Below are 25,715 nucleotides of genomic sequence, written 5' to 3'. Positions count from 1 at the left end.
ATCCAGCCCGGACCCGCCGGCCACGGGGGCCGGACAAGCGTGCTGACCCCAGAGTTACCTCCCCGCATATGACAACGGTGGAGCCAAACTCGCTGGAACGGAAGCACCCCGGGCCGGAGAAAATTGAAATCACGGAAAGTAGGTGCGCACTCTACCAACGTGGTGGTCGCTTTCGCGGTTCACATGTCAAGTCGAACTGAAATCTCGAACAAGAACCGCCTTCGGTCGGGTCGACTCCAGCAAATCGGCCCCTACCAGGGAGTTTGCCCGTTTCGTACGGTCCGTGAGATCCCGGCTCCCCTGAGCCACCGGATAAGCGTCCCAGTACCGGCGGGAGACCTCTTTTGCCCAGAAGAACTCGAACCACCTGGTTCACCCGGGTGGCGGTGTTGGCGGCATTCGCCGCCTCGATTGTGACGGTGACCACGTTGTACGCACAGTCACCGTCCGCGGATGAGACCGGGGCGGCCCAGCCCGTCCCGCACGCGCCGGTGGCACCGGGCGCCGGAGCGGGCGACCCGTTGCCGCCCGCTCCGGAAGCCCCGGTCGCGGCCTCGGTGCAGACCGCGCCCGCCGGCAAGGTGCTGGCGCACGGCAAGGGCCTCCTCGTCGACGAGGTCGCGGTGAGCGAGCGGGCCAAGCCGGTGCGGCGACTGACCGTGTCCGGATCCTTCCAGGTCGGCGCGCTGGACTACCTGGTGCTGCTGGACGGCAAGCCGCTCGGCCGCGGTCTGCTGGCGGAGAACCTGGACGCGGCCAAGGTCGCGCTGCCCGCCGATGTCCAGCTCACCCAGGGCGCCACGGTGTCCTACCAGTACGGCCACGAAGCGCCGGTCACCGTCGGCACGCTGACCCTGGGAGGCCCGCGATGAGGCGTCTGCTCGCCGCGGCCCTGCTCGCCCCGCTGGCCGCCACGATGCTGGTCACCGGCACCGCCCAGGCCGCGCCGGCCGAGGTGCCGGATCCACTGGTGAACGGCTCGCACGAGGTGAGCGAGGCGCCCTACAACCTGGGCGACACCGCCTACACCCCGCCCGGGTTCGCCAAACCGGTGGAACTGGCCGGGCAGGTCTACTACCCGAAGGACGCCACCAAGGGTCCCTATCCGTTGGTGGTGTTCCTGCACGGACGGCACTCGACCTGCATGTCCGCGCCCACCGGCGGCAACCCCTCGCTGGCCTGGCCGTGCACGGACGGCAGGCTGCCGATCCCCAGCCACCTCGGCTACGCCTACGCGGCCCGCTCGCTGGCCAGCCACGGCTACGCGGTGATCTCCATCAGCGCCAACGGGATCAACGCGGTGGACAACTCCGACGCGCAGTACGGCATGGTCGCGCGGGGGCACCTGACCCTCAAGCACCTGGACCTGTGGCGGGACTGGCGGGAGCAGGCCGGTGCGCCGATCTCCCAGGAGTCGGTGCGCTCCTTCGACTTCGGCAAGGTCGGGTTGATGGGGCACTCGCGCGGCGGTGAGGGCATCGTGCGCGCGGTGGAACTGAACTCGCAGCGGCCGACGCCGTACGCGATCAAGGCGATCCTGCCGCTGGCCCCGACCGACTTCCACCGGCGGATCCCGCTGAACCTGCCGGTGGGCACGCTGATCCCGACCTGTGACGGCGACCTGTCCGACCTGCAGGGCGTGCACTACTACGACGACGCCCGCTACACCGATGCCAATGACATCGGGGTGCACTCGATCTTCACCGTGATCGGCGCCAACCACAACTACTTCAACACCAACTGGACGCCGAGCAGCGGGCTGGCCGGGGCCTGGGACGACTGGCGTTCCTCCAACACCTCCTCGCAGTGCCACCCCTCGCAGTCCACCCGGCTCTCGGAGGAGAAGCAGCGGGACGCGGGCAACGGCTACCTCGGCAGCTTCTTCCGGCACTACCTCGGTGGCGAGACCGCGTTCGCGCCGCTGTGGCGCGGCGAGATCGGCACTCCCGCCTCGATCGCGGCGACGGTGCTGGTGAGCTACCACTCGCCGAGTGTGAACAACCGGCGGCTGGACGTGAACCGGTTCGCCGCCGCGGATTCGCACCAGGTGAACCAGCTCGGCGGGCAGGTGACGCTGGGCGGCACGCTGACCACGAAGCTGTGCGGTGGCACACCGTCCACAGCGGACGCTTCCTGTCTCAACACCAAGCAGTCCAGCAGGCAACGTGAGCCGCATCGCGGGTACGGCACCCTGGGTGTGGCCGCGCAACGGCTGGTGTGGGGTCACATCTCGGACACCCTGAGCAACACGATCCCGTTGGCGCACCAGGACATCCGCAAGTTCGCGGCGGTGCGGTTCCGGGCCGCGGTGGACTTCACCGACCCGGCCAACCCGGCTGGCGTCGCCCAGGACCTCCAGGTCGTGGTGACCGACCGGGCGGGCGGCAAGGCCACGGTTCCGGTGTCGCAGTTCGGCAAGCACCTGGACTACCCGCACGTGCCGCCGGGCAGCGCGGATGTCATCCCGCACTTCCTGTTCCACCAGGTGCGGGTGCCGCTGAGCGCGTTCACCGGGGTTGATCTGTCCCGTGTGGACAGTGTGTACCTGGCGTTCAACAAGACGCCCAAGGGCGCGATCGCGGTGGCGGACCTGACCTTCTCCGACTGAGTCGCGCTTTTCCCTGACGGCCCCCGGTTCCTGTTCCGGGGGCCGTCAGTCTTGCGCGACCCTGCCCAATACGCGGGCGGCCTCGGTGAGTTCGGCCAGGTCGGCCGCTGCGGCGAAACTCAGTCGCAGGTGCGGGGCCGGGGGTTCGGCCGGGAAGTGGCCGCGGCCGGAGACCACGGTGACGCCCTGGGCGCGGGCGGCGCGCACGATGCCGGTCTCCTCGGTGTCCAGGCGCAGCCACAGGTGCAGGCCGCTGACCGGGGCCCGCACTGTCCACTGTGGAGTTTCGCGGGCGAGTGCGGTGGCCAGGGTGGCGCAGCGGTCCTTGAGCGCGGCGGCCAGTGTGCGGCGGTGCCGGTCCCAGGCGGGGTTGCTGAGCAGGTCCAGTGCGGCTTCCTGGAGTGGGCGGGCCAGGAAGAAGTCGTCCACCAGGCGGGTGGCACGCAGCCTGGCCAGGGCCGGGCCGCGGGCGATCAGCGCGCCGACCCGCAGGCTGGGCGCGGTGGGTTTGGTCAGCGAGGTCAGGTAGACCACGGTGCCGTCCGGGTCGTCGGCGACCAGTGGCGGCGGGGGTGGCGTGCCGTGGCCGAGGTGCCGGGCGTAGTCGTCCTCGATGACGAAGGCCCTGGACGCGCGGGCCAGTTCCATGACCTGGCGGCGGCGTTCGGGCGAGAGCACGGCGCCGGTGGGGTTGTGGCAGCCGGGCTGGAGGTAGATCAGCCGGGCGCCGGTGGTGCGCAGGGCCTCGGCCAGGAGGTCGGGACGGATGCCGTCGGCGTCCAGTGGCACCGGGACCGGGGTGAGTCCGGCGGCGCGGGCGGCGGCGAGGGCGCCCTGGTAGGTCGGGGATTCCACCAGCACCGGGCTGAACGGGACGGCCAGCGCGCGGAAGGCCATCGCCAGGGCGCCCTGGCCGCCGCCGGTGATCAGCACGTCCTCCGGGCCGAGGTCGCCGCCCGCCATCCGGGCGAACAGGGTGCGCAGTGGGGCGAGACCACTGGACGGGGCGCGGTCCCAGGCGTCGGGGCGGCGGGCGGCGCGGGTGAGCGCGGCGGAGAGGGCGCGGGTGGGTTGCAGGGACGGGTGCAGGTAGCCGCCCGCCATGGTGATGGTGCCGTCCGGGGGTGCGCTGAGCAGGTCGGTGGCGGTGAGCGGGTCGGCGGGGCGGCTGGGCAGCACCACGGTCTGCCAGGAGGTGTCACCGCGCACCGGGGCGGCGCGGCGGGGTGCGACGAAGGTGCCGGTGCCCGGCCGGGTGACCACCGCGCCCTCGGCGGCCAGTAGCGCTACCGCACGGCTCACACTCACCGGGCTGACCCCGAGCCGCCGCACCAGCTCCCGGCTGGTGGGCAGGCGATCCCCTGGCGCGAGACCGGCGATCTCGATCCGCAACCGGTCCGCCAGCCAGTCAACGGTGCTACTCTCGGACATGAGAGGTAACGATAGCGCTATCGCGCTGGATCTGGCAGCGCTACGCGCGGACACCCCCGGCTGCGAGTCCGTGATCCACTTCAACAACGCGGGCTGCGGACTGCTCGCCCGGCCGGTCCTGGCGGCCATGCGGGAGCACCTGGAACTGGAATCGCTGATCGGTGGCTACGAGGCGTCGGCGGCGCGGGCCGGGCAGGTCAGGGACTTCCACGCCGCGCTCGCCGAGCTGATCAACTGCCGCCCGGAGAACATCGCGTTCGCCGGTAGCGCTACCCACGCCTACACCAAGGCGCTGTCCGCGATCCCGTTCGAGCGCGGCGAGGTCATCCTGACCACCCGCAACGACTTCGTCTCCAACCAGATCGCGTTCCTGGCCCTGCGCAAGCGCTTCGGCGTCGAGGTGGTGCACGCCCCCGACCACGCCGACGGCACCGGTGTGGACGTGGCGGCGATGGTGGAGCTGATGCGCACCCGGCGGCCGCGCCTGGTGGCGGTGACGCACGTGCCGACCAACTCGGGTCTGGTGCAGCCGATCGCGGAGATCGGGCGGCATTGCCGGGAGCTGGGGTTGTTGTACCTGGTGGACGCCTGCCAGACGATCGGCCAGTTCGAGATCGACGTCGAGGAGATCGGCTGCGACCTGCTGTCCTCGACCTGCCGCAAGTACCTGCGCGGGCCGCGCGGCTCCGGGTTCCTCTACGTCTCCGACCGGGTGCTGCGCGCGGGCTACGAGCCGCTGTTCATCGACATGTACGGCGCCCGATGGACCGAGCCGGGCCGGTACGAGCCGGTGGACTCGGCGGCGCGGTTCGAGGAGTGGGAGTTCCCGTACGCCACCCTGCTGGGCTGCGCGGCCGCCGCCAGGTACGCGCTGCGGGTGGGCATGGCCGAGGTCGAGCGCTACTCCCCCGCGCTCGGCGCGGACCTGCGGGACCGGCTGGCCGGGCTGCCTGGGGTGCGGGTGCTGGATCGCGGGCCGCGGCTGTCCGCGATGGTCACCTTCACCCTGGCGGGCTGGGAGCCGGAGCCGTTCAAGGCCGCCATGGACCTGCGCGGGGTGAACTCGGCGCTGAGCTTCCGCGAGTTCGCCCAGTTCGACTTCCGGGACAAGGAGGTCGAGTGGGCGTTGCGCCTGTCGCCGCACTACTACAACACCGGCGAGGAGGTGGCCAGGGTGACGGCGATGGTGGCCGAACTGGCCAGGTGAGAGCCGGTGGTGACCCGGGCGCGCACTTGGGGGTCGCGCCCGGGTCACCCGGTGGCTCAGGGCAGCAGCAGGCCGTTGCGGCCGGCGCGGGCGTCCTCGAAGCGCTTGCCGACCTCGGCCCAGTCCACGATGTTCCACAGGGCGTTGATGTAGTCGGCCTTCACGTTGCGGTACTGCAGGTAGTACGCGTGCTCCCACACGTCGAAGACGACCAGGGGGGTGGTGGCGATCGACAGGTTGGAGTGGTGGTCCTTGAGCTGCTGGGTGATCAGCCGCTGGCCGATCGGGTCCCAGGCGAGCACGCCCCAGCCGGAGCCCTGGATGGTGGTGGAGACCGCGTTGAGCTGGGCCCGCAGCTTGTCGAAGGAGCCGAACTCCTCATCGATTGCGGCGGCGAGTTCGCCGGTGGGCTTGTCCCCGCCGTTGGGCGAGAGGATCTTCCACCACACCACGTGCATGGCGTGCCCGGCCAGGTTGAAGGCCAGGGTGTGCTCCAGGCCCACGATCGAACCGAAGTCGCCCTTGTCCCGGGCCTCGGCGATCTTGTCCAGGGTGTCGTTGGTGCCCTTGACGTAGGCGGCGTGGTGCTTCGAGTGGTGCAGCTCGTTGATCTCGCCGCTGATCGCCGGCGCGAGCGCCGAGTAGTCGTAGTCCAGCTCCGGCAGCACGTACTGAGCCATGGGTCTGTCTCTTCCCTCGAAACCGTCAGTTCTCGATCACAGTTCACAACCTCCAGGTAGCTGGAGGTCAACCCGATGTGACGTCGGTCATGCGCGGTATCAGGAGATCGATATGCTTGCCAGGTGGGCACCGATGAGCGGGGACGTTTCACGGGCAAGGTCGCACTGATCACCGGCGGTACCAGTGGCATCGGCCTGGCCACGGCCGAACTGCTGGTCCGCGAGGGTGCCAGGGTGGTGGTGACCGGCCGCAGCGAGGAACGGCTGGCCGCGGCCCGGCGACACCTGGGCAGTGTGGACCGGGTGCTGGCCATCCGCGCCGATTCGGCGGTGCTGTCGGACCTGGACGCGCTGATGGCGCAGGTCCGCACCCAGTTCCGCGGGGTGGACGTGCTCTTCGCGAACGCGGGCACCGGGGTGTTCAAGCGCACCGAGGAGTTCACCGAGGAGGACTTCGACTGCGTGGTCGACGTCAACTTCAAGGGCGTCTTCTTCACCATCCAGAAGGCCCTGCCGTTGTTCCGCAACGGCGGCTCGATCGTGATCAACTGCTCCGCGTCGATGCACCGGGGCAAGCCGGAGACCAGCCTGTACAGCGCCACCAAGGCCGCCGTGCACAACCTGGCCCGCACCCTGGCCGCCGATCTGGCCGAGCGGCAGATCCGGGTCAACTCGGTCAGCCCCGGCTACATCAACACCGACATGCTCAACGAGGCCACCCTCGGCCCGGCGATCTCCGCGGTGCTGCGCAGCGAGACGGTGGCCCGCCGCTTCGGCCGCGCCGAGGAGGTCGCCGAGGCGGTGGCCTTCCTGGCCTCGCCGGGCGCGAGCTACGTCAACGGCCAGGACCTGCTGGTCGACGGTGGCCTGGTCCGCTCGGTCAGCAACTGAGCGGGTGAGCGCCGCTCAGCCCCTGGGACGGCGCGTTGCCTTGTTCTCCGCCTCCGGGCTCTCCAGTGGGAACGGCGTGGCCCCGGCGGTGAAGCGCCGCCGGGTGTTGTGCACGGTGTGGTCCGGCGCCACGAACGCCAGCGGCGCCAGGTGCTGCTCCGGCCCGTGCGGCCGCAGCGCGACCGGCTGCCGCCCCTCCTCCGGCCACTCGACATCCCCGGTGATCGCCCGCGCCGGGATCAGCCAGTAGTCCCCTGACTCGTACCGCCCGCCCTCGCTGAACTCGATCTCCACCCCGTCCTCCAGCGCGATCCAGGTCTTCTCCACCAGGGTGATCGCGTTGTCGGTGGCGCGGTGGGGTTTGGGCGGGGCAGGGGTGAGCGGGTCGGTGGCCGGGGGTTCGGCAGGACGCTGGTCCCAGCGGCGCAGGTAGGGGTGGCGGGCCTGGTTGAGGCCGGTGGTGGTGAGCTGGCCGGAGAGGGTCAGGCCCTGGCGGTCCGGGTCGACGGCGGTGATCTGGAGCAGTTTGGCCGGGGTGTCGCGGGCGGTGTGGGCGTCGTCGACGACCTCCACCCAGTCGCCGACGTCCAGGGCCAGTTTGTGGTCGCGGCCGGGGCGGGTGAGCTGGACCCGGTTGCCCGCGGCGCGGGCGATCGGGAAGGTGACCGAGCCGTTCTCCCTCGACCACTTGAAGGTGGCGGGCAGGTCGGGTCCGGCGACGCCGCCGCGGTGGATCTCGACCCGGTAGAGCTGGTTCTCCAGGCCCCGGTAGCGCGATTCGGGGTCGGCGGTGCACGGGTTCTCGTGCGCGTCGGCGGGCCGCTGGGCCCTGGCACGTAAACCGACCGGGCGGTTGGCGCGGGCGTTCTGCCAGGCCGTCCACTTGTCCTTGAGCTTGTCGGCGATTTCCTGGGGGGTGCCGGTGACGTCGGTGAGCGGGATGACGGTGGCACCCGCCTGGAATTGGCGGACGGCGTGCACCTGCCAGCTCAGCCTGCTGCGCACGCTGGTGTCCGGGGCGAGATCACCCAGGGCGACCTCGCGCAGGGCCGGGTCCTGGATGGCGGTGACCAGGCGTTCCCGCGCGTCCAGGTAGACCAGGTAGGGCGGGTCGGGGAGTTTGGTGCGGTCGGCGACCTGGTCGAGGTAGGCGTCGGGCTGGGTCCAGAAGGTGGTGCCGGGGCTGGTGGCAGGCAGGCCGTTGACGTAGTAGCGGCCGGGGCCGATGGTCAGGTCGTCGTGCCGGGGCTGGCCAGTGGGGTCCAGCGGGAAGGTGATGGCGAAGCCGCAGTTGTCCTGCGGACCGCCGTGCGGGCCGAGCAGGTCGGTCAGGAGTTCGCGGAGTTGCCGCTGGACGATGGTGGTCTGTTCGTTGAGGTCGGCGTCCAGGGTGACTCGGCCCTGCTGGGCGAGAACGGCCGTGTAGTGCTTGGCCCCGTGGAAGGTGACCCGTGAGAAGTCGCCGTGCATGGTCGATCCCCTTAGCTGACAAAGATGATTCCGGCCTCGCAGCCGGCCGGGAGGTGCTCGTTGATCCGGGTGCGCAGGTTGTCCGCGCGCTGCGGTTGGAACAGGTCGTGGAAGACGCCGGGTTCGCTGGCATCGTCGGCAGCGCGGCGGGTGGCCTCGGCGCAGTCCAGGGCGAGCTGGGCGTAGCCGGGTTCGCCGTAGCGCAGGCTGGTGAAGCGCGGGCGGATCCTGGCGGTCACCAACTCGGCCTCCGGTGGGTTGTCGGCCAGGGCCACGTCGGGCTGGCACTGGTGGCGACGCGGGGTGCGTGAGCCGGGTTCGATCCAGCTGAACCGGAGGCAGCCTTCGGCCAGGCGGTCAACGCAGGTCTCGCCGAGCAGGATGGCGTTGTCCACCAGGCCGAGCTGGTGCACCCGGGTGCGGCCGATGACGGTGCTGCGGATGGCGGAGAAAACCGCGTGCGCCGGGCGGCAGTCCGGTCCGGTGACCGCGTCCACTGTGGACGATGTGGCGTCGATGACGCTGTCGGTGCTGTGGATGCGCACGGGTTCGGTGCGGGTTTCGCTCTGGCTGACCCGGATGGTGCCGACGACGCAGTGTTCCAGGGCCAGGCTGGCGGTGGTGTCGATGAGTTCGAGGCTGGGTTCCTCCTCGAAGGCCGGGCGGCAGTGCTCGTCCAGGGACCAGCCGGGCACCAGGGTGCAGTGCCGGAACCGGACCGGGCCCATCGGACCGGAGACGCGCACGCTGCGGCCGGTGATCAGCAGACCGTCCACAGTGAACTCCGGCGGGGCCGGGCAGCAGCCGTCGGTGTCGGTCATGGGTGCGGTGCCGACGATGCGCAACGCGTCCGGGCGGTTGCTGTACCAGTCGAGCAGCCGGACCACCGGGCGGCGGCCCTCGGCGGCGCGGATGGTGAGCTTCTCCCCCGGCAGCAACGGGATGTCGATCTGTTCCTGGTACGCGCCGTTGTCGGTGATCTCGATGATCGCCTGTGGGTGCTTGGCGCGTTCCTGTTGCCACTGCCCGATCGCGTCCATGATCCGTTCGGCGCCGCCTGGTCCGACCGGGTAGCGCTTGATGTGCTTGGGCGGCTTGGTGATCCCGCGGTGGTACTCGCCGCCGCCCAGGTCCGCGGAGAAGCCGTGGTGGTAGGTGACCCAGACACCCGATTCGGGTGCGCCGCGGCTGGCGAAGGCGATCCGGCCCAGCACCGGGTCGATGGCGACCTGACCGCGTTGCGGGCGGTACTTCCAACCGGACAGATCGGCGGCCACGACGTCGGCCAGGGGCACCGGGTTGTCCGGGGAATCCCGGTACACGCACAGGCTTTTGCCGGGTCCGTAGTAGTCGGCGAGGCGTTCGGCGAAGGCGCGACGGCGGAGGAACGCGGGCACGTTCTCCTCTTCGGCGATGTGCGTGCCACCGGGTTCGGGGACCGGTTTGGCGATCAGTGGCAGGTCGTTGCCCAGGATGGAGAAGGTGTAGTGGTGGTAGGCGCGTTCGATGCAGTACGCGGGGGCCTTGGTCACCGCGTACGGGCGCAGCCGCCAGACGAACAAGCCGACGTCGGGGATGTTCGGGCCACCGCGGCGATAGCGGGAATCCGGGCGGGAGACGCGCACGGTGTGACTGAGCGTGTCGAAGGGGCCGGGCAGTCCGGCGGCGCGCACGGCGGGGTCGTTGCCGTGCCGGTCCAGTGCGTCGCCGTGCCGGAGATCGGCGAGACGGCCCCGGCGGCGTCGGCCTCGGTTGGCCCGTTCGTCCACTGTGTACAACCGGACCGGGGTGGTTCCGTGCAGCAGAGCCGAGAACTGGACCGCGCGGGCAGGCCAGTCGGCGACGTCGGCGGCGAGTTGTTCCAGCAGGGCGAGGTTGCCCTTGCGGCGGCGGTTGCGGATGGTGTCGGCCACGTCGCGGCGCGGGGCCAGTGCGGCCAGCAGCGCGGCGGCGCGCTCCGGTGGGAGTTCCTCGCCGGGGCCGCGCAGCGGCTGGTAGCCGACCAGGTCGCCGAGGTAGGGCACCGCCCATTCCTGGCTGGTCTCGATGAACCAGTTGCGGTAGAGCAGATCCAGGTCGGCGTCGAGCAGGTCGGCCTGTTCGGTGATCACCGCCAGCAGTGCGCGCAGCTGGTCGCCGCGTTCGGCGTCCCGGCGCCGGTAGACGCCGGGCAGGAGCTGGAACAACCGGTCGTTGCTGGTCATCGAATCCTCCGCAGGATCAGCGTGTCCGGCACGCCGGGGGTGAACACGGCCAGCTGGGCGGGCCGGATCTCCTGGCGCACCAGCACCTTCGAACCGGTGACCAGGTCGATGCCGGTCAGCTCGGGGTTGAGCGCGGCCAGGGCGTCCAGGGACAGCGACCAGGTCTCGGCGATGCCGGTGAGCGAGTCGCCGTAGCGGACCTCGTGCTCGTGGTGGTCCAGCCTGGCCGCCTCGGCGGGCACGGTGTCCTGGACCTGGTCGAGGTAGCGGGCGATCTGGCCGATCTCGCGTGGCCCGATCTGGTGCGGCACCCCGCTGAAGGCGTCCACGTCCACGTGGTCGACACCGGGCACCGCCTGCATGGTCGCCACCACCTCGCTCAGGTGCGCCGACTGGCCGAGTTCCCTTGCCGCGAAACCGAATCGGTCGAGCAGCCGGGCCCGCAGCCTGCCCTCCACCTCGGGCCATTCGTACTCCGGCCGGACCTTGACCCCGGCGGCGAGGACCAGCACGGTGAGTTCCCGGACGGCCAGGACCACCGGCAGGTTCAGTTCGCCGAAGCGGGTGAGTGAGGCGGCCAGGGTGCGGAAAAGCCCGCTGTGCGGGGCGATCGGCGCGTCCCGGACCCCGGCGATGGTCACGTGCACGACCTCGCGGCGGCCGTCGGAGAGCGCGGTGGCACTGGCCTTGCCGATCCCGGCGCGGGCCTGGGTGAAGTTCTGGTAGTCCGCGACCGAGACCAGGCGGTCCAGGGCCATGGTGCGCAACGGGGTCACCCGGCGGGCGTCCGCCGGTCCGTCCGCGGCCGCGCCGCCGGTGGCCTGGATCGGGTTGACCACCTCGTCCACCCCGGCGGGTCGGGTGGCGGGCTGGTCGATCTTCCCGGCCGGCACATTACCGGCCTCGCCCGCGCCGATCCGGTAGCCGGCGGTGACGTTCTCCGCGCCGGTGGGCACCCTGGCCCCGTGGTGACCGTCGCCGAAGAGCACCGCGGTGGCCCCGTCGGCGACGGGTTTGGTCACGTAGCCCAGGTCGGTCGGACCGAGGTCGCCGAGCAGTTCGGTTTCCCGCCAGCGGACTCCGCCCACCCGCACGGCGAGGGTGTTGCTCGCGCCGAGCGGGGTCTCACTGGGCAGCCAGGTGATCGGCTTGCCGCGCACGGTGAATCGCTGGTTGGGCACGGTGGCGTCGCCGCTGCCGAGCACCTCGGACCTGGTCTCGCCCTGGGTGGCCTCGACCACGTTGCCGTGCACCCGCACCGTGGAGCGGTGGTACTTGTAGGCCAGCGGCACGGCGAGGATGACTGTCGTGTGTGGACGTTCGCCGGGGATGTCGATGTCGGCGCCCTGTTGCACGCCGCCGATCATGACCAGTTCGGCGGCGGTGACCCCGCGCATCCCGTTGGGCAGGTCGGCGCGTTCACCGGCGACGATCAGCCAGCGACCGGTGGTCAGATCCCGGTGCAGCCGGTCGAGTTCGAGCTTCCCGCCGCCGACCGGGCCGAGGATCGGGTCGCCGAGCACGGTGAGCGGTTCGGCCTGGAAGCGCACGGCGGTGAGCCGGACCTGGGCCACGGTGCTGGCGTCGGTGCGCCACGGGCGGTCCAGGGTGAGCACGGTGACGGTGGCCGAGTAGTCCTGGAAGGTAACCACCCGCTTCTCCACCTTGCGCACCTTGACCACCAGTTCGGCGGGTCCGACCGGCGGGCGTTCCAGTACCAGCCAGCTGTCCGGGGCGATGGTGTCGTACTGGGCGTCCAGGGCGAGTTCGGTGGGTTCCCCGGCGCCGATCGGGTCGTACTTGGGTTCGTCGGCCAGGTGCACCTCGCCGCTGCTCGGCGGGGTGGGCAGGGTGAGGCCGAACGGGGAGCAACTCGATCGGAACACCCACAGTCGTTCCACTGTGGACGGTGGGGTGAGGTCGAGGTCCGCCCATGCCTGGTACAGCACGGAGGTCAGGCTCGGGTCGGCAGCGGTGAGCACCCGGACACCGGTGTCGGAGGCGGGTTTGAACGCGTCGGTGACGGCGCGGTCGAGTTCGGCGGACCCGGGCGGCGGCTGGGAGGGCGGGGTGCGCAGCGCGGGCAGCAACCGCACCAGGCCCTCCACCGTTTCCGGCCGGTCCTCCGGCGGGGGCGGCGGGCATTCGTCGACGGGGCAGTCCGCCGCGGCCGCTTTGGCCGCGGACAAGGCGAAATCGGCGGGCGGGTAGCGGTCGCCGAGCACGATGGCGGCCAGCCGGAGCGCGTTGTGCCCGGCCAGCAGCACGGCTTCCAGCCGGTCCAGCCAGTAGGGCGGGGCGAGCACGTTGGCCCGGCCGACGGCCAGGATCTCCGGGATCCGGTACATCGCGCTGTGCAGCACCCGGCGCAGGTCCTGCTCGGCGGTGCCGGGGAGTTCGGCGCCCAGTGGGGTCAGCAGGGTCTCGGTGACGGCAGTGGTGAACTTGTTGCGCGGGTCCCTGGCGGTGGTGACCGCGTTGATCAGCGCGGTGAGGCCGTTCTGGTAGTCGCGGCGCGGGTCCGGCGGCTGGAAGTCGATGATGGTGTAGCCGAGTTCGGGCTGCGGGCGGGCGCCGATGGCGGTGCGCAGGATCGGCGGGTTCTTGGCGCCGAAGTCGAACAGCAGCCGGTTGCCGCCGCTGATGTTGGCGTCAACGCCGTCGACCTCGATCCGCGGCAGGGCCGGGATCTCGCTGATCGCCAGGTCCCTTGGCTGGAAGCGGCGGATGCCCAGGTCGTTCCAGTCGGCCTTGGCCCGCAGGTCCACGCTGGTCTCGAAGCTCTGCGGCGGGGTGCCGACCGCGCTGCTGGTGGCCCGGTTCCCGGCGTCCAGGACGGTGTCCGTGCCGTCGGCCATGGTGTAGGACAGGTAGGCGCTGGCGCCGACCGAGGGCCGCGGCTGGTGGCCGACCAGGCGGCCAAGCAGCCGGATCGACTCGGGGTCGGTGGCGGTGCGCAGGTAGCCCTCGTTGGCGAAACGTTCGGTGTAGAAGCTGAGCACCTCGCCGAGGCAGGCCCAGCCGTCGAGCAGCGCGATGCTGAAATCGTCGGTGTCCCTGGCGGTCAACGGGTCCAGCGCGGGATGCGCGGACAGCTTCTTCTTCGCCGCGTCGAGGAGACCGCGGTGGGTGCCGATCCGGTGGGCGATGGCGGCCAGGCCGGTCCGGTTGTGGATGGGGTTGCCGGTCATCGTCCACCTCGGACAGTCACGGTCAGGCGGCCGTTCTCCGGCCGGGCGGGGTCGTTGTCGAGCTGGGCCACCTCCAGTGCGGCCAGTGGCAGCAGTCCGCGGTCGAGTTCCCCGGCGGGCGGCGCGAACAGGCGTTGCAGCCTGGTGAGCCGGACGCCGCGCACCCCGGGCAAGGCCGCGGCGGTGGCGATGATCCGGCCGGCCCGTACGGGTTCGCCGAAGGTCTGGTTATCCGGGTGGAATAATCCGTTGCCGCCCAACGCCTTCAGCAGGGCGGCCCGGACGTGCGCGTTGACGTGGTTGGCTTCCGCGCACACCTCCAGTGCGACGTCCACCGGTACCAGCTGGGCGGCGCCGACCTGGAGGTCGTGGCCGATCTTGCGGTAGTGCCGGAGGGTGTCCCGCACGGTGTCGAGCAGCTCGGGTGGTGGTTCGCTCTGGCCGAGTGGGTCCACCGCCACCTGGGCCTCGTACCAGCTGCCGTTCCAGCGCAGCGCGGCCGCGGCCCGCTGTACGCCGCGGACCTGTCCGGCCAGGGTGGCGTAGTCCTCGGCGGTGACCGCACGCAGCAGCCGGGTGGTCGGTTCGACCGGGGCCCGGTCGCGGACCTGGCTGACCGGTTCGGGGTTGGTGCCGCCCTTGCCGGGCAACGGGTTGCGGACCCGGTTGATCCCGGCGATGGTGCGCTGCCGGGTGAGCAGGCGGGTGATGGTGTCGCGGCCGACGTTGCCCGCGGTTGGTTTGCCGATCCGGTATTCGGCGGTGAGGTTGTCCTCGGTGCGGGGTGTGCGGCCGTGCCGGTTGTCGCCGAAGCGCAGGTGCAGGCGGCCCTCGTCGTCGAGTTCGCCGACGAAGTGCCGGTCGGCCGGGCCGCTGTCCAGGAGATCCCGGCGCGGGGTCCAGGTGTTGCCGTCCTCATCGCGCAGGAGCACGGCGGGCAGTGCGGTGCGCGGGTCGGTGGGCAGGTTGCGGGCGAGGGGGCCGAGGAACTCGGGGCGGCGCGGGTCGAGTTCGCAGCCCTCGCCCCAGCTCTGCTCCAACTCCCAGGCGATGCCCTCATCCAGCACCACACCGCGGCGGGCGCGGCGGGTGAGCACGTTGATCCGGCGCAGTTTGGCGGCCAGGAACTCGTCGAAGTCGGACAGCAGCCGGACCAGGGTGCCCAGTGGGTCTCTGCCGAGCCTGGCCAGTGGCTTCCGTCCGAACAGGACGGTGAGCCGGGTGGTCTCCGGTTCGGTGAGGGTGCCGCCGTCGCGGACCTTGGCCCACAGCTCGCGGACGAATCCCCTGGCGCGGGCGGGGATGCGGGCGACCAGTCTGGCCTGCTGCTCGGCCACGATCTCCGGTGCGCCGAAGGCGGCGTGCTGGGTGACCGGGCCGCGCTTGAGCACCGGCGCGGGCACGGTGATCGGCTCGCGGGGCAGCAACCGGCCGTGTTCGACCAGGACCAGGTTGCCGCGGGCCACGCTGACCTCCAGGGGCGGGCAGCCGGGTTCGCGGTCGGTGGCGATCAGCAGCGGGAAGGTCAGCGCGTCGGCGCGATCCCAGCTGACCTCCAGGAGTGGTTCGTTGTCGTAGAGCGGATCCACGGCCGGGGTGACCCCGGTCAGCCGCACCACCTGGCGGTGTGCCGGGTCGGCGTCGGCGGGACGACCGGTGGCCGGGCCGGTGATCTCCTCGAACAGCAGGAGATCACCGGGGGCGAGCTGGAGATCGCAGTCCCACAGGGTCGCCGAGGTGGTGCCAGGGGGCAGCAGGGTTTGTTCGCCGCCCCAGGTCCACAGCGAGATCCGGTTGTGCGCCTCGTGCAGGCACAGGCCGTCCGGGGTGAGCGGCTCGAAGATCTCGTAGCTGCCGTCGGGCACGTGCGCGGCGCGGAGCTGGGCCTCGGTGACCGCGGCCTGGCCGGGCAGGATCCCTGGTTTCAGGGTGATGAACCGGAATTCGCCGGGGTTGAGCTGGATCGGGCGGTCGACCTGGAGGTGCACGGCGGTGCGGGCCGCGCAGCCGTCGTGCATCGGGTAGTCCACCAGGCGGACGTGGCGGCGCACCGAGATGCGTTCGCGCGCGGTGTCCAGATATGCCTCGCCGGCCACCGCATCCTGTTTGTAGCTGAGCCGGTCGCCGGTGTAGGCGAGCAGTTCGGCCAGTGCGATGCCGAGGTCGGGCACGCGGCGTTCCCGCCAGTCCGGCACGGTCAGGCTGAGCCGATCGAGGAGCAGCTGCCGGAATCCGGAATAATCCTTGGCCAGGTAGTCGATCGCGGGCGGCAGGTCCGTCCCCTGTGAACTCTCGCCGGGCTTGCAGTCGGCGTCGGTCGGGCAGTGCTGCTTGAACGAGAAGTCCAGGCTGGCGTAGCGCGGGTCGAAGGCGGGATGCGGTTGTCCGGTGGGCACGCCGTCGGGTCCGGCGGTGACCGCGTGCAGGGTGTAAGTGGCAAAGTCCCCTACCCGGTCCAGGTTGAGCCGTACCCGGTCCTCCAGGTCGGGGTCCTCCGGGGAGAGCAGTTCGGCGGTGCGGACCCGGATGCCGGTGATCCGCCTGCCGCCGGTGATCCGGAAGTGCTCGGGGCCGAGGTCCTCGGGGGCCTTGCCGTAGAGCAGCACGGTGAGCACCAGACCGGTCTCGTCGACCTCGACCGCGTCCAGGCCGTTGCGACCGGAGGCGCGCAGCCTGGCTCGCCGTGTCTGTCCATAGTGGAGTGTCTCGGTCATGGGGTCACGCTCCCCTCGATGGTCTCGGTCTGGATCTCGCCGGTGCTGAGCAGCCGGTACCGCAGGGTGACGCTGATCGTGGACTCCTCGGCGAGCACGGTCAGCTCGATCACGGTGAGCACATCGCCGAGGTAACGCTGCAACGCGGCCTGGGTGCTGGCCTGCAAGGTGGCGGCCAGTTCGGGACTGTTCGGCGCGAACACCAGTTCCAGGAGTCCGCAGCCGAAGTCCGGCCGGTTGACCCGCTCCCCCGGTGTGGTGAACAGCAGCTGCTCGATGAGGTCGCGCACGTGGTCGGGGTGGCTGGTCTCGGCGGTGCGGCCGCGGTGGTCGATCTGGTACGGGAAGTCGACGTACATCACAGCCCCCTGACCCGGGCCTGCACGGACAGCACGAGCGGGTTCACCGGCGGCGGCCCGTTGCAGATGGCCGGACCGGGGCCGGCGGGGGTGGGCTGCAACAGCACCGGCGCGCCCATCGCACGCACCCGGACCGCCACGCCCTTCCAGTCCACCATGGTGCAAGGCGGTGGCGGCGGCACGATCGGGCACCCCGTCACCATGATCCGCGCGGCCGAGGTGGCCACCGGCTGACCGTTGACCCGCACCCGGATCTGGCCCGGGTTGGTCACCTCGGCCCGCCCGGCGTGCCCGCAGGTCAGCACCGCACCGGCGTGGAACAGTAGTCCTGGCATGGATTTTCCCCCCTCAGGTGACCTGGAGTGCCGGGCCGTTGACGCTGACCGTGTTACCGGCCAGGGTGATCGTCGCGCCCTTGCCGTTGGACAGCAGGATTCCGGCGTCGGTGATGGAGATCAGCGCGGTGCCGTGCCGCAGGGTGAGGCCGCCGCCGGGGCTGTCGTTGAGCACGATGGCGTTCTGCGCCGAGGTGGCCAGCACCATCACCGGCACCCCCGGCAGCGCGGCGTTGACCTCGGCAGGCACCTCGTGCTTGCCGCCGCGCCAGAATCCCAGCCACACCGCGCGTTCCGGGTCGCCCTCCTCGAACCCGATCCACACCCCGGCCATCGGCAGCGGCCGCACGTAGATGCCGCCTCCGCCAGGGGTGGCCAGGGGGGTGGCGGGTTCGGCCCAGATGGCGGGCAGGTCGCCAAGCACATCGGAGACCTTGACCAGCAACCGGCCCCGGTCCAATGGGTCGATGGCGGAGACCACCACGCCACGGTAGAGGCCGGTGAACTTCGTGCTCTGCTCGATCATGTCGGCACCTGCTGGGTGAGAGAGACGAGTCCGTCCCTGCTGAGGCTGAAGGTCTGCTTGTACTGGCCGCGCTGGAGGTCGTGGGTGACGCTGGTGACGTAGTAGAGGCCGTCGTAGGCCAGGCCCGCGCCGCGCACCCCGACCAGTTCGCGGGAACGCAGGATGTGCCCGTACCGCAACACGTCCAGGCTGCCCTCGGCGGTGACCGCGTCCGCCTCCTTGGCGGTGGCGGCCAGGCCGAGCAGGCTGACCTCGGCGAAGGATTTGTTGGCGGTGCTGGGCAGTGGGGCTTCCTTGAGCTGCGGGGCGGGCCGTAGGGCCAGCGGTGGGCGCAGCAGGCTGAGGTCGGGCACCGAGACGGACCGGGTCAGCTTGGTGAACGGGATGGTGATGTCCATCGTCCACCGGGTGCGGGCCAGGCCGTTCATGGTGAAGCTCAACGATTCCACGTTGGTCGCGGTGCCGGAGTCCACGGTCAGCGCGGGTTGTGGCACGCCGATGCGGATTTCCGGTCCCCAGTAGGCGATGCTGGTGCCGGGCAGCCGGTTGGGGATGAGGTAGAAGGTGTACCCGACCTCGCCCGCCAGCCGCTCGAGGTACTTGAGGTCGGTGTCGGTCTGCACCGCGCCCTGTCCGGCGATGTCGGGGATTTCCGGGATGACCGCGGCCACCGCGCCCGGCAGGATGCCGTACTTGAAGTACTTCTCCTTGGCCAGGATCTTGGCGACCCGGAGTTCCGGTGGCAGGAACAGGTGGTTGTCGCGTTCCTTGACCAGGTCCAGCAGTACCAGCAGGTCCTCGCCGGTGATGGTCAGGGTGGCGGTGCCCGGTTCGGTGCCGGGGTTCATCGACTGGGTGGTGATCACGCCGTCCACCAGCACCTGTGGCAGGCCGCGGACCAGTGCCACCAGGATGATCCGGGTTTCCGGGTCGAGCAGTCCGGCAGGCAGCAGGGTGGTGGTGATCGGCGAGTTCCGGCTGACCGCGAAGGTGAGCTGGAACCCGGTGCGGTCCCGGGCACTGCTGATCACCTTGGCGGACTGCAACGCATCGGTCAGCAGGGCAGGGGCCGGGAGTACCGCGACCTTGCCGAGGTAGAGCTGGAGCTGGAAGTCACCCGCCATCGCCGGTCCCCGGCACACCGTGGGGCAGGGTGATCCGCAGCCGGCGGCCGGGGGTCTCGGTCAGCTCGTCCGGGTCGACCGCGCCGTTGGCATCGGCGATCCGCCAGGCCGCTTCGGCGTCGCCGAGCACCTGGAAGGCGATCACGTCCAGGCGTTCGCCCGGTGCGACCACGTGCTCGGCGATCTGGCTGAGTTCCTTGGGTTTGGGCAGCGGGCGGCGGCGCAGGTGGGTGATCACCCGGCCGTCGGGCAGGGTGTGCTGGGTGGTCGGCACGCCGTGGTAGCGGCTGGACATCGGGATCACGGCTCACACTCCGGGAAGGCTGGGCAGGCCGACCGCGCCGAGCGAGTCGGTGACGAGATCGGCGAACAACTCGCGGCGGGTCTGGTGCCGCAGGTAGAGCTGGCCGCCCCGGTGGTCGAACCCGAGGTCGTCCACGGTGAGCACCTGCGCGCCCACGCTGACCTTGGCGCGGATCGGGTTGAGCGCGGTGTCGAAGGCTTCCTCGGTGACACTGAACTCGGTGATCCGCACCGGCAATACCCGTTTGGCGCCAAGGACGAGCAGGGTCAGCGGGGCTTCCACCGGGGCGATGTCGATCAGCCCGATCCGGGCGTCGTTGTTCTCCCCGGTGAGCTGTTTCACCGTGGGTGAGAAGGACATCTCCAGTGCGGCCAGGATCGGGTGCAGCCCGTGCTCGGCCACGATCCGGTAGCGCTCCGGTTGGTCGAGCTGGTCGGCGGCATCGAACTCGGCGTCGAACTTGTAGGTCTCCTGCGCGGGTCCCTTGAGCCGCAACGATTCCAGCCGGTCGCCAGGGTTGTCGGCGGTCTGCGGGCGCAGGGTGCGGGTGAGCGTGTCCGGGTTGTACTGGAAGGTGATCACCTTCTTCTCCCGGCCCATCCTGGGCTCCACCAACACAAAACCGCCCCGCGCGATCTTCGGCGTGATCCGTCCGGTCATCGCGGCGCTCCTGTCGAACGGGGGGTCAGGTCGATCTCCAGGGTGAATCCGATCTGGAAGTCCACCGGGCGGTCCTTGCCGGGTTCCAGGCTGCCGTTGAACTTCAGCCGGAACGGGTCGCCGAGCTTGCCCAGGGCCGGAATGGCCGAGCCGAGATCCAGGCCGAGGTCGAGCTTCTGCGGCCCGACGGTGACCGAAACCCCGTTGGGCAGCCATTTCGACGGCAGGTCCACGGTCAGGCCGAGCAGCTTGGGCAGCAGGAACTCGCGCAGGTCCTTGTTCTGCGTCATGCCGTACACGGTGACCCCGGCCATCGTGCCGCCGACCACCCCGACCGCGACCCAGCCATCCGCGCGGAGTCCGTTGAGCGCCTCGTTCTTGAGCCGGTCGGCGGTGCTCTTGAGCTGGTTGACCTGACTGGCGATCTCGGGCAACTTCAGCGTTGCCTTGAGCACGGTCTTCCCGGCCTCGGCGTAGCTGTCGCTGGTGCTCGCCTCGCCTTCGGCGGGTACCGGGGAGCGGCCGGACTGGTTCGCCTTGGTCACCAGCGGCGGCTTGTTCAGCGGCGCTTTGGCTGGGGGCAGGGGTTTCGGCGGGGTGAGCGCGGAGTTGAAGGTCAGTGGGTCGATGCCGACCCGCACCGAACCACCCGCGGCGGTGTCGACCTGGGTGCGCAGCAGGTGATTGGCGATCCCGAAGGACACCAGCATCGCGCGCACGGCCTGGACCCGTTGGGTGGCAAGGGGATCGCCGCCGCCGGTGATGACCAGCCGCAGGGTCGGCACCCGGACCAGGTGCCGGGTGACCACCCCCGCCAGCCAGCGTCCGGCACGCTGGTGTGCCGCGGTGACCGCGCTGTTCTCCCGGCCGAAGCCGGTGTAGTGGCCCGCGGCGCTCAGGGTGGCGCGGATCTGTTCGAGGGCCTCGTCGCGGTCCTTGTCCCCAGTCAGCGGGACCGCGCCGAGACCGTCGACCTCGATCGGGCCGAGCGGGGTCCACGCCCTGGTCAGTCCGGGGGCGGGGGCGGGCGCCGGGGTGGCGGGCCGGGTTTGCTGGACGCGTTCTCCTGGCATGTCAGCTCCAGTTCCCGGGTCCGCGGTACTCCGCCGAGTGGTCCTTGTCGTCCAGGTGCATCATGTCGCCGCTCTCCGGGCCGAAATCGGTGCCGCCCCAGCGCAGTCCGCGTGCCCTGGCGGCGTTGACCAGCTCGCGCGGCAGGTCGAGGAAGCCGCCGTGCGGGGTGCGATCGACCTGGCCACCGCCGGTCTTGTCCTGGAACGGGTAGTCCTTGTCGCCGAACACCGGCTGGCCGACGCCGCGCAGGAGGTCGAAGTCCCGCCGGATCTGCTCGATGTTCGGATCCTCCGGCGTGAGCGGGGTGGTGAGCACGGTCCTGGACACCCGGCGGGCCGGGATCTTCGGGTCCTCGGTGCGGATCGCCGCGAAGTAGTCGATCATCGCGTCGTTCTCCTGGGCGATCAGCTCGAATTCCTGGTCCCGGCTGGGTGCTTTGCCGGGCGCGACCAGTCCGGTGTCGACCGCGATCTTCCGGACGCCGTGCACCAGCGCGGAGGCGCGGTTGAGCATGCGGCGGGCGATGCGGTCGTAGACCGGGTCGACCAGCGCCGAGATGCCCTGCTCGCCGTTGGAGTGGGTGACGTAGACGTTGCGGCCCAGGTTGAGGTCCACCGCCCGGCCCCAGGTGTGCATGCCGCCGGAGTAGTAGCCGAGCACACTACGCACCCCGAGGTCGGCGCCGCCGTTGGCGGCCAGCGCGTCGGCCTCGACCTGCTTGAGTTTGCGCAGGAAGCGCGGGTGCACCGGGCCGCGCGCGGCGATGGCCACGCCGAAGACGGTGCCGCCGACCAGTTTGGACCGGTAGTCGGCGTAGTCCGCCGCGCCGAACTCGCGGGCCTTGGCGTCCAGGGCCTCCTGCTTGGCCGCTGCCTCGGCCGCCAGCTCCTCCGCGGTCTTCTTCTTGGGCACCGGCTTTGGCTTCTCGCCCTTGGTCTGCCGGGCCAGCACCGGCGACTGTCCACTTCGGACAATTGGCCTGCGCCCTTCGGCGACGGCCTCGACCGCGCTCCTCGCCTCTCCCTCGGCGTGATCGGACACCCGGCTCACCGGCAGCCCCGGAGTGGGCTGGGCGTTGCCCTGTTGCAGGGTGTGCGCCAGTTCGTGTGCGAGCAGGCCGCGACCGGCCATTGCGGACGGCCGGTAGTCCTCGGCGCCGAAGACGATGTGCTGTCCGACGGTGTAGGCGCGGGCGTCCAGGGCGTTGGCGGCCGCGGCGGCCTCGGGGCCGGTGTGCACGCGGACCTGGCTGAAGTCGGCGTCGAACCGGGCCTCCAGGTCGTGCCGCAGCACCGGCTCCAGGGGCCGCCCGTGGCTGGTGACGGCCGGGGTGCCGGGGTCGCGGGTCTGGTGCGCTCTGGTCATTCGGCACCCCCGCGCACGGCCTGGTGCACGGACTGGGCGATGGCGGTGGCGAGTTGGCCGGGCCGTCCCGTGACGACGGCCCGGCCAACCACCCGGCGACGCCGCGCCGGGGCCCAGCGCCCGGCGGGAGTCGCGGTCAGCAGGCGGGTCAGTTCCGCGTGCACCGCCTCGGTGATCTCGGTGACCTGGTGGGGTTGCGCGACGCCGTCTAGCACCAGGTGGTCGATGCGCAGTTCGATCCGGTCAGCCATGGCGGTTCACCAGCTCGAAATCGCGGTCCTGCACCGGCAGGTCGAGTTTGCGGAACTCGGTGCGGGCGGCGGCCAGCACCACCGGCATGGTGATCACGCCGTCGCCGCTGGCGGCCAGGAAGGCCGCGTTGAGCGCGATGTTGCGCGCCATGCCGCCGCTGACCTGCAGGGTGGCCAGCCGGTCGAAGTCCAGTTCGGCGATCGGGGCCTGCGGCGGGAACGCCTTGCGCCAGATGGCCTTGCGCTGTTCCACCCCTGGGAAGGGGAAGCCGACGATGAAGCGCAGCCTGCGCAGGAACGCGTTGTCCAGTGCGTTGCGCAGGTTGGTGGCCAGCACGGCCAGGCCGCTGTAGGACTCCATCCGCTGCAACAGGTAGTTGATCTCGATGTTGGCGTAGCGGTCGTGGCTGTCCTTGACCTCGCTGCGTTTGCCGAACAACGCGTCGGCCTCGTCGAAGAACAGGATCGCGCCACCGGTCTCGGCCGCGTCGAACAGGCGGCGCAGGTTCTTCTCGGTCTCGCCGATGTACTTGCTGACCACCGCGGACAGGTCGATCCGGTACAGGTCCAGGCCGAGTTCGGCGGCCAGCACCTCCGCGGCCATGGTCTTGCCGGTGCCGCTGGGCCCGCTGAACAACGCGGTGACGCCCAGCCCTCGGGTGATCCGGTCGCCGAAGCCCCAGTCGCTGTGCACCCGGGTGCGGTGCGCGACCTGGTCGGCGATCCGGTGCAGCAGGGTCAGTTCCTCCGGTGGCAGCACGATGTCGTCCCAGCCGACCTTGGGTTCCAGGCGCTGGGCTAGGGCGTCCATCCGCGGCCGGGTCCTGGCCAGGCAGCCCCGCCACAGCGCGCGTTCCCCGCCGCCTGCCAGCGCGCCGAGTTCGCTGATCGCCGCGGTGTCCAGGGCGAACTGCGCGGCCAGCCCGGTGATCACCTCCTCGGGCGCCTTGGGGCCCAGGGCCTGTCGCCAGGCGGCGACGCGCTCGGTGGCGGTGGGCGGGGCGATGTCCACCACCACCGAGCGACGTCCCAGCTCGGGCCGGCTCTCCCTGGTGCCCAACAGCACCGGGCCGCCGATCCTGGACACGAACCGGCCCACCGGGGAAACCGTTGGGGTCTCGGCGGTTCCCGCGGGGTCATCGCCGATGTCCAGGTACAGCGCGAGTGGCAGGAGCGCGGATTCCCGCTGCCACAGTCGAGCCAGCTCGTCGAGCTGTTTCGGTTGGTCCGGCAGCAACGCGGCCGGCATCCGGTAGAGCACCAGCCCCACCTCGGCCGCGGCCCGTTGCGCGATCAGGAGTTTGCTGGGCTCGTCGGCCCCGGCCAGCTGCACCACGGCCCCACCGCCGGAGACCCATTCCGCGCTGACCTGTTCCTGCGCGGCCCGCTGCGAGGGCGGCAGTTCGACCCGCCGGGCTTCCTCCACAATGGACACCAGCGGGTCCAGTCGGTCGTCGAGGTGGTTGAGTCCCTTGAGGTAGCTGACCACCCGCTCGTCGGTGCGCAGCGCACTGGTCACCAGGGGCTGGCCGGGCAACTGGTTGATCTCCAGGAACCGCCAGCGGCGCAGCCCGCGGTGCGGGGCGACCACGTCCCAGGCCGGGTCGGGCAGCACGCTGAGTGCGAGCCCGAAACTGGGGAAGCCCATGCGTTCGTTGCCGTGCGCGAGTGCGCACAGGCTGGTGATGGACGGGTCCAGTTCGGCGGCCGCGCACAGCAGCAGCGTGTCCCGCTCGAACTCCGACAGCCCGAACAGTTCGGCCACGGTCAGCAACGCGGGCCGGTGCTCCCCGGTCGCGGCCTCGGCCCGTACCCGGCTGACCACCTCCAGCTCACGGGTGAGCGCGGCCAGCGCGTTGGGCGGCGCGGGCTGCGGTGGTGGCGGTGTGGCCGGGGTTTCGGGTTCGGGGTCCGCGGCGAACCAGCGGGCCCGGCGGACCTGGGCGGGCGGCTGCGGTGGTTGCGGTGCGGGTGGCGGCGGCGGAGGTGGGGGCGCGCCGCGGCGGAGTTCGATGTGGTGGCGCAGTTTCAGCCGCAGCCAGGCCAGGGAGGCCCCCAGGTAGCGGTCGTTGGCGAGCTGCCAGCCCGGATCGGCGTTCACAGCACGATCACCCGCTGGGTGTCGTCGAAGACCGGGATGACCGGCTCGCGGTCGACCAGGCGGGTGTCCACCCCGTCCACCCGGATCCGGGTCAGGTGGATTCCTTCCTCGGCGAAGGGCACCCGGAACGCCAGGGATCCGGTGGCCTCGCTGAACGCCCGCGGCGGCACGGCCCGCGAGCCCAGCAGCAGGAACACCCGCTGCCCCGGCCGCACCGCCGGTTCCAGGGTGACGGCGACCTCCACCGATCCCTCGGCGTCCTTGCGCCGGTGCACCCGCATCGGCATCCGGCTGGTGATCCGCGGCCCGATGCCGACCGGGATCGCGTTGCTGTGCAGGCGATCCCCCTCGGTGCTGGTGAGCGAGACGGTCGCGGTCCAGAATCCGGCCGGGGTGCGCTCGGCGTCGGCGGGCACCCGGAAACCGAGATGGGTGGCGGATTTCTCGGTGATCGTCGGCTTCACCGGCGTTTCCAGGAGCGGGTGACTCAGGCTGACCTCCAGGTCCGCCCCGGCCAGATTGGTGCCGCGCAAGATGATCGGCTCACCCAGCAGTGCGGCAGGCTGGTCGTGCACGGCCTCGACCGTGTCCAGGGTCGGGAACCCGGTGCCCACCTCGGGCACCGCGATCGGCCCTCGGTCGTCCTCACCGCGGCGCAGCACCGGCACCGGCGCCCGCGACTCGCGTTCGCTCTCGATCAGCACCACCCTGGCCTCGTAGGCCATCGACATCCGGTACGGCGTCTGGAAGGCCGACCACAGGTTGGTCAGCTCGTCGGTCCCGGCGGGCAACGGCGTCACGCTGACCGACTCGACCTCCTCGGCCACCCTGGCGTAGGGGGCCTTGCGGTTCAGCTCCGCGCCGCTGAGCACGGGGTGGTCGTGCAGGGCACGCAACGCCCCGCCGAGCACCCGGTGCGCGACGATCTCGTCCCCGTCCCGGACCACCGGCGTGACCAGGTAGCGCAGCACCAATGGCAGCGGCGGGAACCCGGCCTCACCGCGCCGGGTGGCGTTGGCGGGGAACGGGTCGTTGCGCCAGGCACTGTCCACAGTGGTCTGGTAGAGGAACAGGTTGAGCTGCACCTCGTGCCCGGTGTCGCCGGCCTTGTCCGGCGGCATGGTGGTGGCCCGCACCCCGTCGTACACCCGGTCCACCCCGGACTGGAGGATGCCCTTGAGGATCTGGGTGACCGCCTCGATCACTCTGGCGTTGCTCAT

21 protein-coding genes are annotated in these 25,715 nt (G+C 71.0%); 4 read left to right on the top strand and 17 right to left on the bottom strand.

The window, feature by feature from the left end:
* Window positions 1-419 precede the first annotated feature (419 nt).
* Window positions 420-872 carry a hypothetical protein gene (locus HNR67_RS20255; protein WP_185003809.1) on the top strand — a complete coding sequence of 151 codons (453 nt, stop codon included), beginning with the start codon at window positions 420-422 and terminating at the stop codon, window positions 870-872.
* The gene (locus HNR67_RS20250) at window positions 869-2,608 is read left to right on the top strand and encodes an alpha/beta hydrolase (protein WP_185003808.1); all 1,740 of its coding nucleotides are present in this window, start codon (window positions 869-871) and stop codon (window positions 2,606-2,608) included. Before HNR67_RS20255 ends, HNR67_RS20250 begins: the two co-directional genes overlap by 4 nt.
* Window positions 2,609-2,653: 45 nt before the next feature.
* Here HNR67_RS20250 and HNR67_RS20245 read toward each other — a convergent pair whose 3' ends face one another.
* Complete coding sequence (locus HNR67_RS20245) at window positions 2,654-4,039, bottom strand: aminotransferase-like domain-containing protein (protein ID WP_185003807.1); 1,386 nt, start codon at window positions 4,037-4,039, stop codon at window positions 2,654-2,656.
* Between HNR67_RS20245 and HNR67_RS20240 the strand changes: the two genes are divergently transcribed.
* Window positions 4,038-5,246, top strand: coding sequence for an aminotransferase class V-fold PLP-dependent enzyme (locus HNR67_RS20240; protein ID WP_185003806.1), 1,209 nt, complete (start codon window positions 4,038-4,040; stop codon window positions 5,244-5,246). The genes HNR67_RS20245 and HNR67_RS20240 overlap by 2 nt on opposite strands.
* Before the next feature lie 56 nt (window positions 5,247-5,302).
* Here HNR67_RS20240 and HNR67_RS20235 read toward each other — a convergent pair whose 3' ends face one another.
* Complete coding sequence (locus tag HNR67_RS20235; protein ID WP_185003805.1) at window positions 5,303-5,926, bottom strand: superoxide dismutase; 624 nt, start codon at window positions 5,924-5,926, stop codon at window positions 5,303-5,305.
* 123 nt (window positions 5,927-6,049) lie between these two features.
* Here HNR67_RS20235 and HNR67_RS20230 point away from each other — a divergent pair, with 123 nt between their 5' ends.
* Window positions 6,050-6,817 carry an SDR family NAD(P)-dependent oxidoreductase gene (locus tag HNR67_RS20230; protein ID WP_185003804.1) on the top strand — a complete coding sequence of 256 codons (768 nt, stop codon included), beginning with the start codon at window positions 6,050-6,052 and terminating at the stop codon, window positions 6,815-6,817.
* A 15-nt stretch (window positions 6,818-6,832) separates the two neighbouring features.
* Here HNR67_RS20230 and HNR67_RS20225 read toward each other — a convergent pair whose 3' ends face one another.
* The 15 genes from HNR67_RS20225 to HNR67_RS20155 are packed head-to-tail and all read right to left on the bottom strand — an operon-like array spanning window position 6,833 to window position 25,715.
* Window positions 6,833-8,287, bottom strand: a complete 1,455-nt coding sequence (locus HNR67_RS20225) for a DUF6519 domain-containing protein (RefSeq protein ID WP_185003803.1) — start codon at window positions 8,285-8,287, stop codon at window positions 6,833-6,835.
* Between the two features lie 11 nt (window positions 8,288-8,298).
* Window positions 8,299-10,491, bottom strand: a complete 2,193-nt coding sequence (locus tag HNR67_RS20220; protein WP_185003802.1) for a hypothetical protein — start codon at window positions 10,489-10,491, stop codon at window positions 8,299-8,301.
* Window positions 10,488-13,682, bottom strand: coding sequence for a putative baseplate assembly protein (locus HNR67_RS20215; RefSeq protein ID WP_185003801.1), 3,195 nt, complete (start codon window positions 13,680-13,682; stop codon window positions 10,488-10,490). Before HNR67_RS20215 ends, HNR67_RS20220 begins: the two co-directional genes overlap by 4 nt.
* Window positions 13,679-16,396 (bottom strand): putative baseplate assembly protein, encoded by a 2,718-nt coding sequence (locus tag HNR67_RS20210; RefSeq protein WP_185003800.1) that lies wholly within the window; start codon window positions 16,394-16,396, stop codon window positions 13,679-13,681. The genes HNR67_RS20215 and HNR67_RS20210 overlap by 4 nt, the downstream gene beginning before the upstream one ends.
* Complete coding sequence (locus HNR67_RS20205; protein WP_185003799.1) at window positions 16,393-16,755, bottom strand: GPW/gp25 family protein; 363 nt, start codon at window positions 16,753-16,755, stop codon at window positions 16,393-16,395. The genes HNR67_RS20210 and HNR67_RS20205 overlap by 4 nt, the downstream gene beginning before the upstream one ends.
* Window positions 16,755-17,090, bottom strand: a complete 336-nt coding sequence (locus HNR67_RS20200) for a hypothetical protein (RefSeq protein ID WP_185003798.1) — start codon at window positions 17,088-17,090, stop codon at window positions 16,755-16,757. Before HNR67_RS20200 ends, HNR67_RS20205 begins: the two co-directional genes overlap by 1 nt.
* Before the next feature lie 13 nt (window positions 17,091-17,103).
* Window positions 17,104-17,616 carry a phage baseplate assembly protein V gene (locus HNR67_RS20195; protein ID WP_185003797.1) on the bottom strand — a complete coding sequence of 171 codons (513 nt, stop codon included), beginning with the start codon at window positions 17,614-17,616 and terminating at the stop codon, window positions 17,104-17,106.
* A complete protein-coding gene (locus HNR67_RS20190) occupies window positions 17,613-18,740 on the bottom strand; it encodes a hypothetical protein (RefSeq protein WP_185003796.1) in 1,128 nt (375 codons plus the stop codon). The genes HNR67_RS20195 and HNR67_RS20190 overlap by 4 nt, the downstream gene beginning before the upstream one ends.
* Entirely contained in the window at window positions 18,730-19,035 is a 306-nt protein-coding gene (locus HNR67_RS20185) for a LysM peptidoglycan-binding domain-containing protein (protein ID WP_185010896.1), read from the bottom strand. Before HNR67_RS20185 ends, HNR67_RS20190 begins: the two co-directional genes overlap by 11 nt.
* 12 nt (window positions 19,036-19,047) lie before the next feature.
* The gene (locus HNR67_RS20180; RefSeq protein WP_185003795.1) at window positions 19,048-19,704 is read right to left on the bottom strand and encodes a hypothetical protein; all 657 of its coding nucleotides are present in this window, start codon (window positions 19,702-19,704) and stop codon (window positions 19,048-19,050) included.
* Complete coding sequence (locus tag HNR67_RS20175; protein WP_185003794.1) at window positions 19,701-20,777, bottom strand: hypothetical protein; 1,077 nt, start codon at window positions 20,775-20,777, stop codon at window positions 19,701-19,703. The genes HNR67_RS20180 and HNR67_RS20175 overlap by 4 nt, the downstream gene beginning before the upstream one ends.
* Before the next feature lies 1 nt (window position 20,778).
* A complete protein-coding gene (locus HNR67_RS20170) occupies window positions 20,779-22,143 on the bottom strand; it encodes an eCIS core domain-containing protein (protein ID WP_185003793.1) in 1,365 nt (454 codons plus the stop codon).
* Window positions 22,140-22,394, bottom strand: a complete 255-nt coding sequence (locus HNR67_RS20165) for a hypothetical protein (protein WP_185003792.1) — start codon at window positions 22,392-22,394, stop codon at window positions 22,140-22,142. Before HNR67_RS20165 ends, HNR67_RS20170 begins: the two co-directional genes overlap by 4 nt.
* Window positions 22,387-24,495 (bottom strand): ATP-binding protein, encoded by a 2,109-nt coding sequence (locus tag HNR67_RS46285; protein ID WP_185003791.1) that lies wholly within the window; start codon window positions 24,493-24,495, stop codon window positions 22,387-22,389. The genes HNR67_RS20165 and HNR67_RS46285 overlap by 8 nt, the downstream gene beginning before the upstream one ends.
* A complete protein-coding gene (locus HNR67_RS20155; RefSeq protein ID WP_185003790.1) occupies window positions 24,492-25,715 on the bottom strand; it encodes a DUF4255 domain-containing protein in 1,224 nt (407 codons plus the stop codon). Before HNR67_RS20155 ends, HNR67_RS46285 begins: the two co-directional genes overlap by 4 nt.

Source organism: Crossiella cryophila, from assembly GCF_014204915.1.
GTDB lineage: Bacteria > Actinomycetota > Actinomycetes > Mycobacteriales > Pseudonocardiaceae > Crossiella > Crossiella cryophila.
This window is presented reverse-complemented; position numbering and strand designations above follow the sequence as displayed.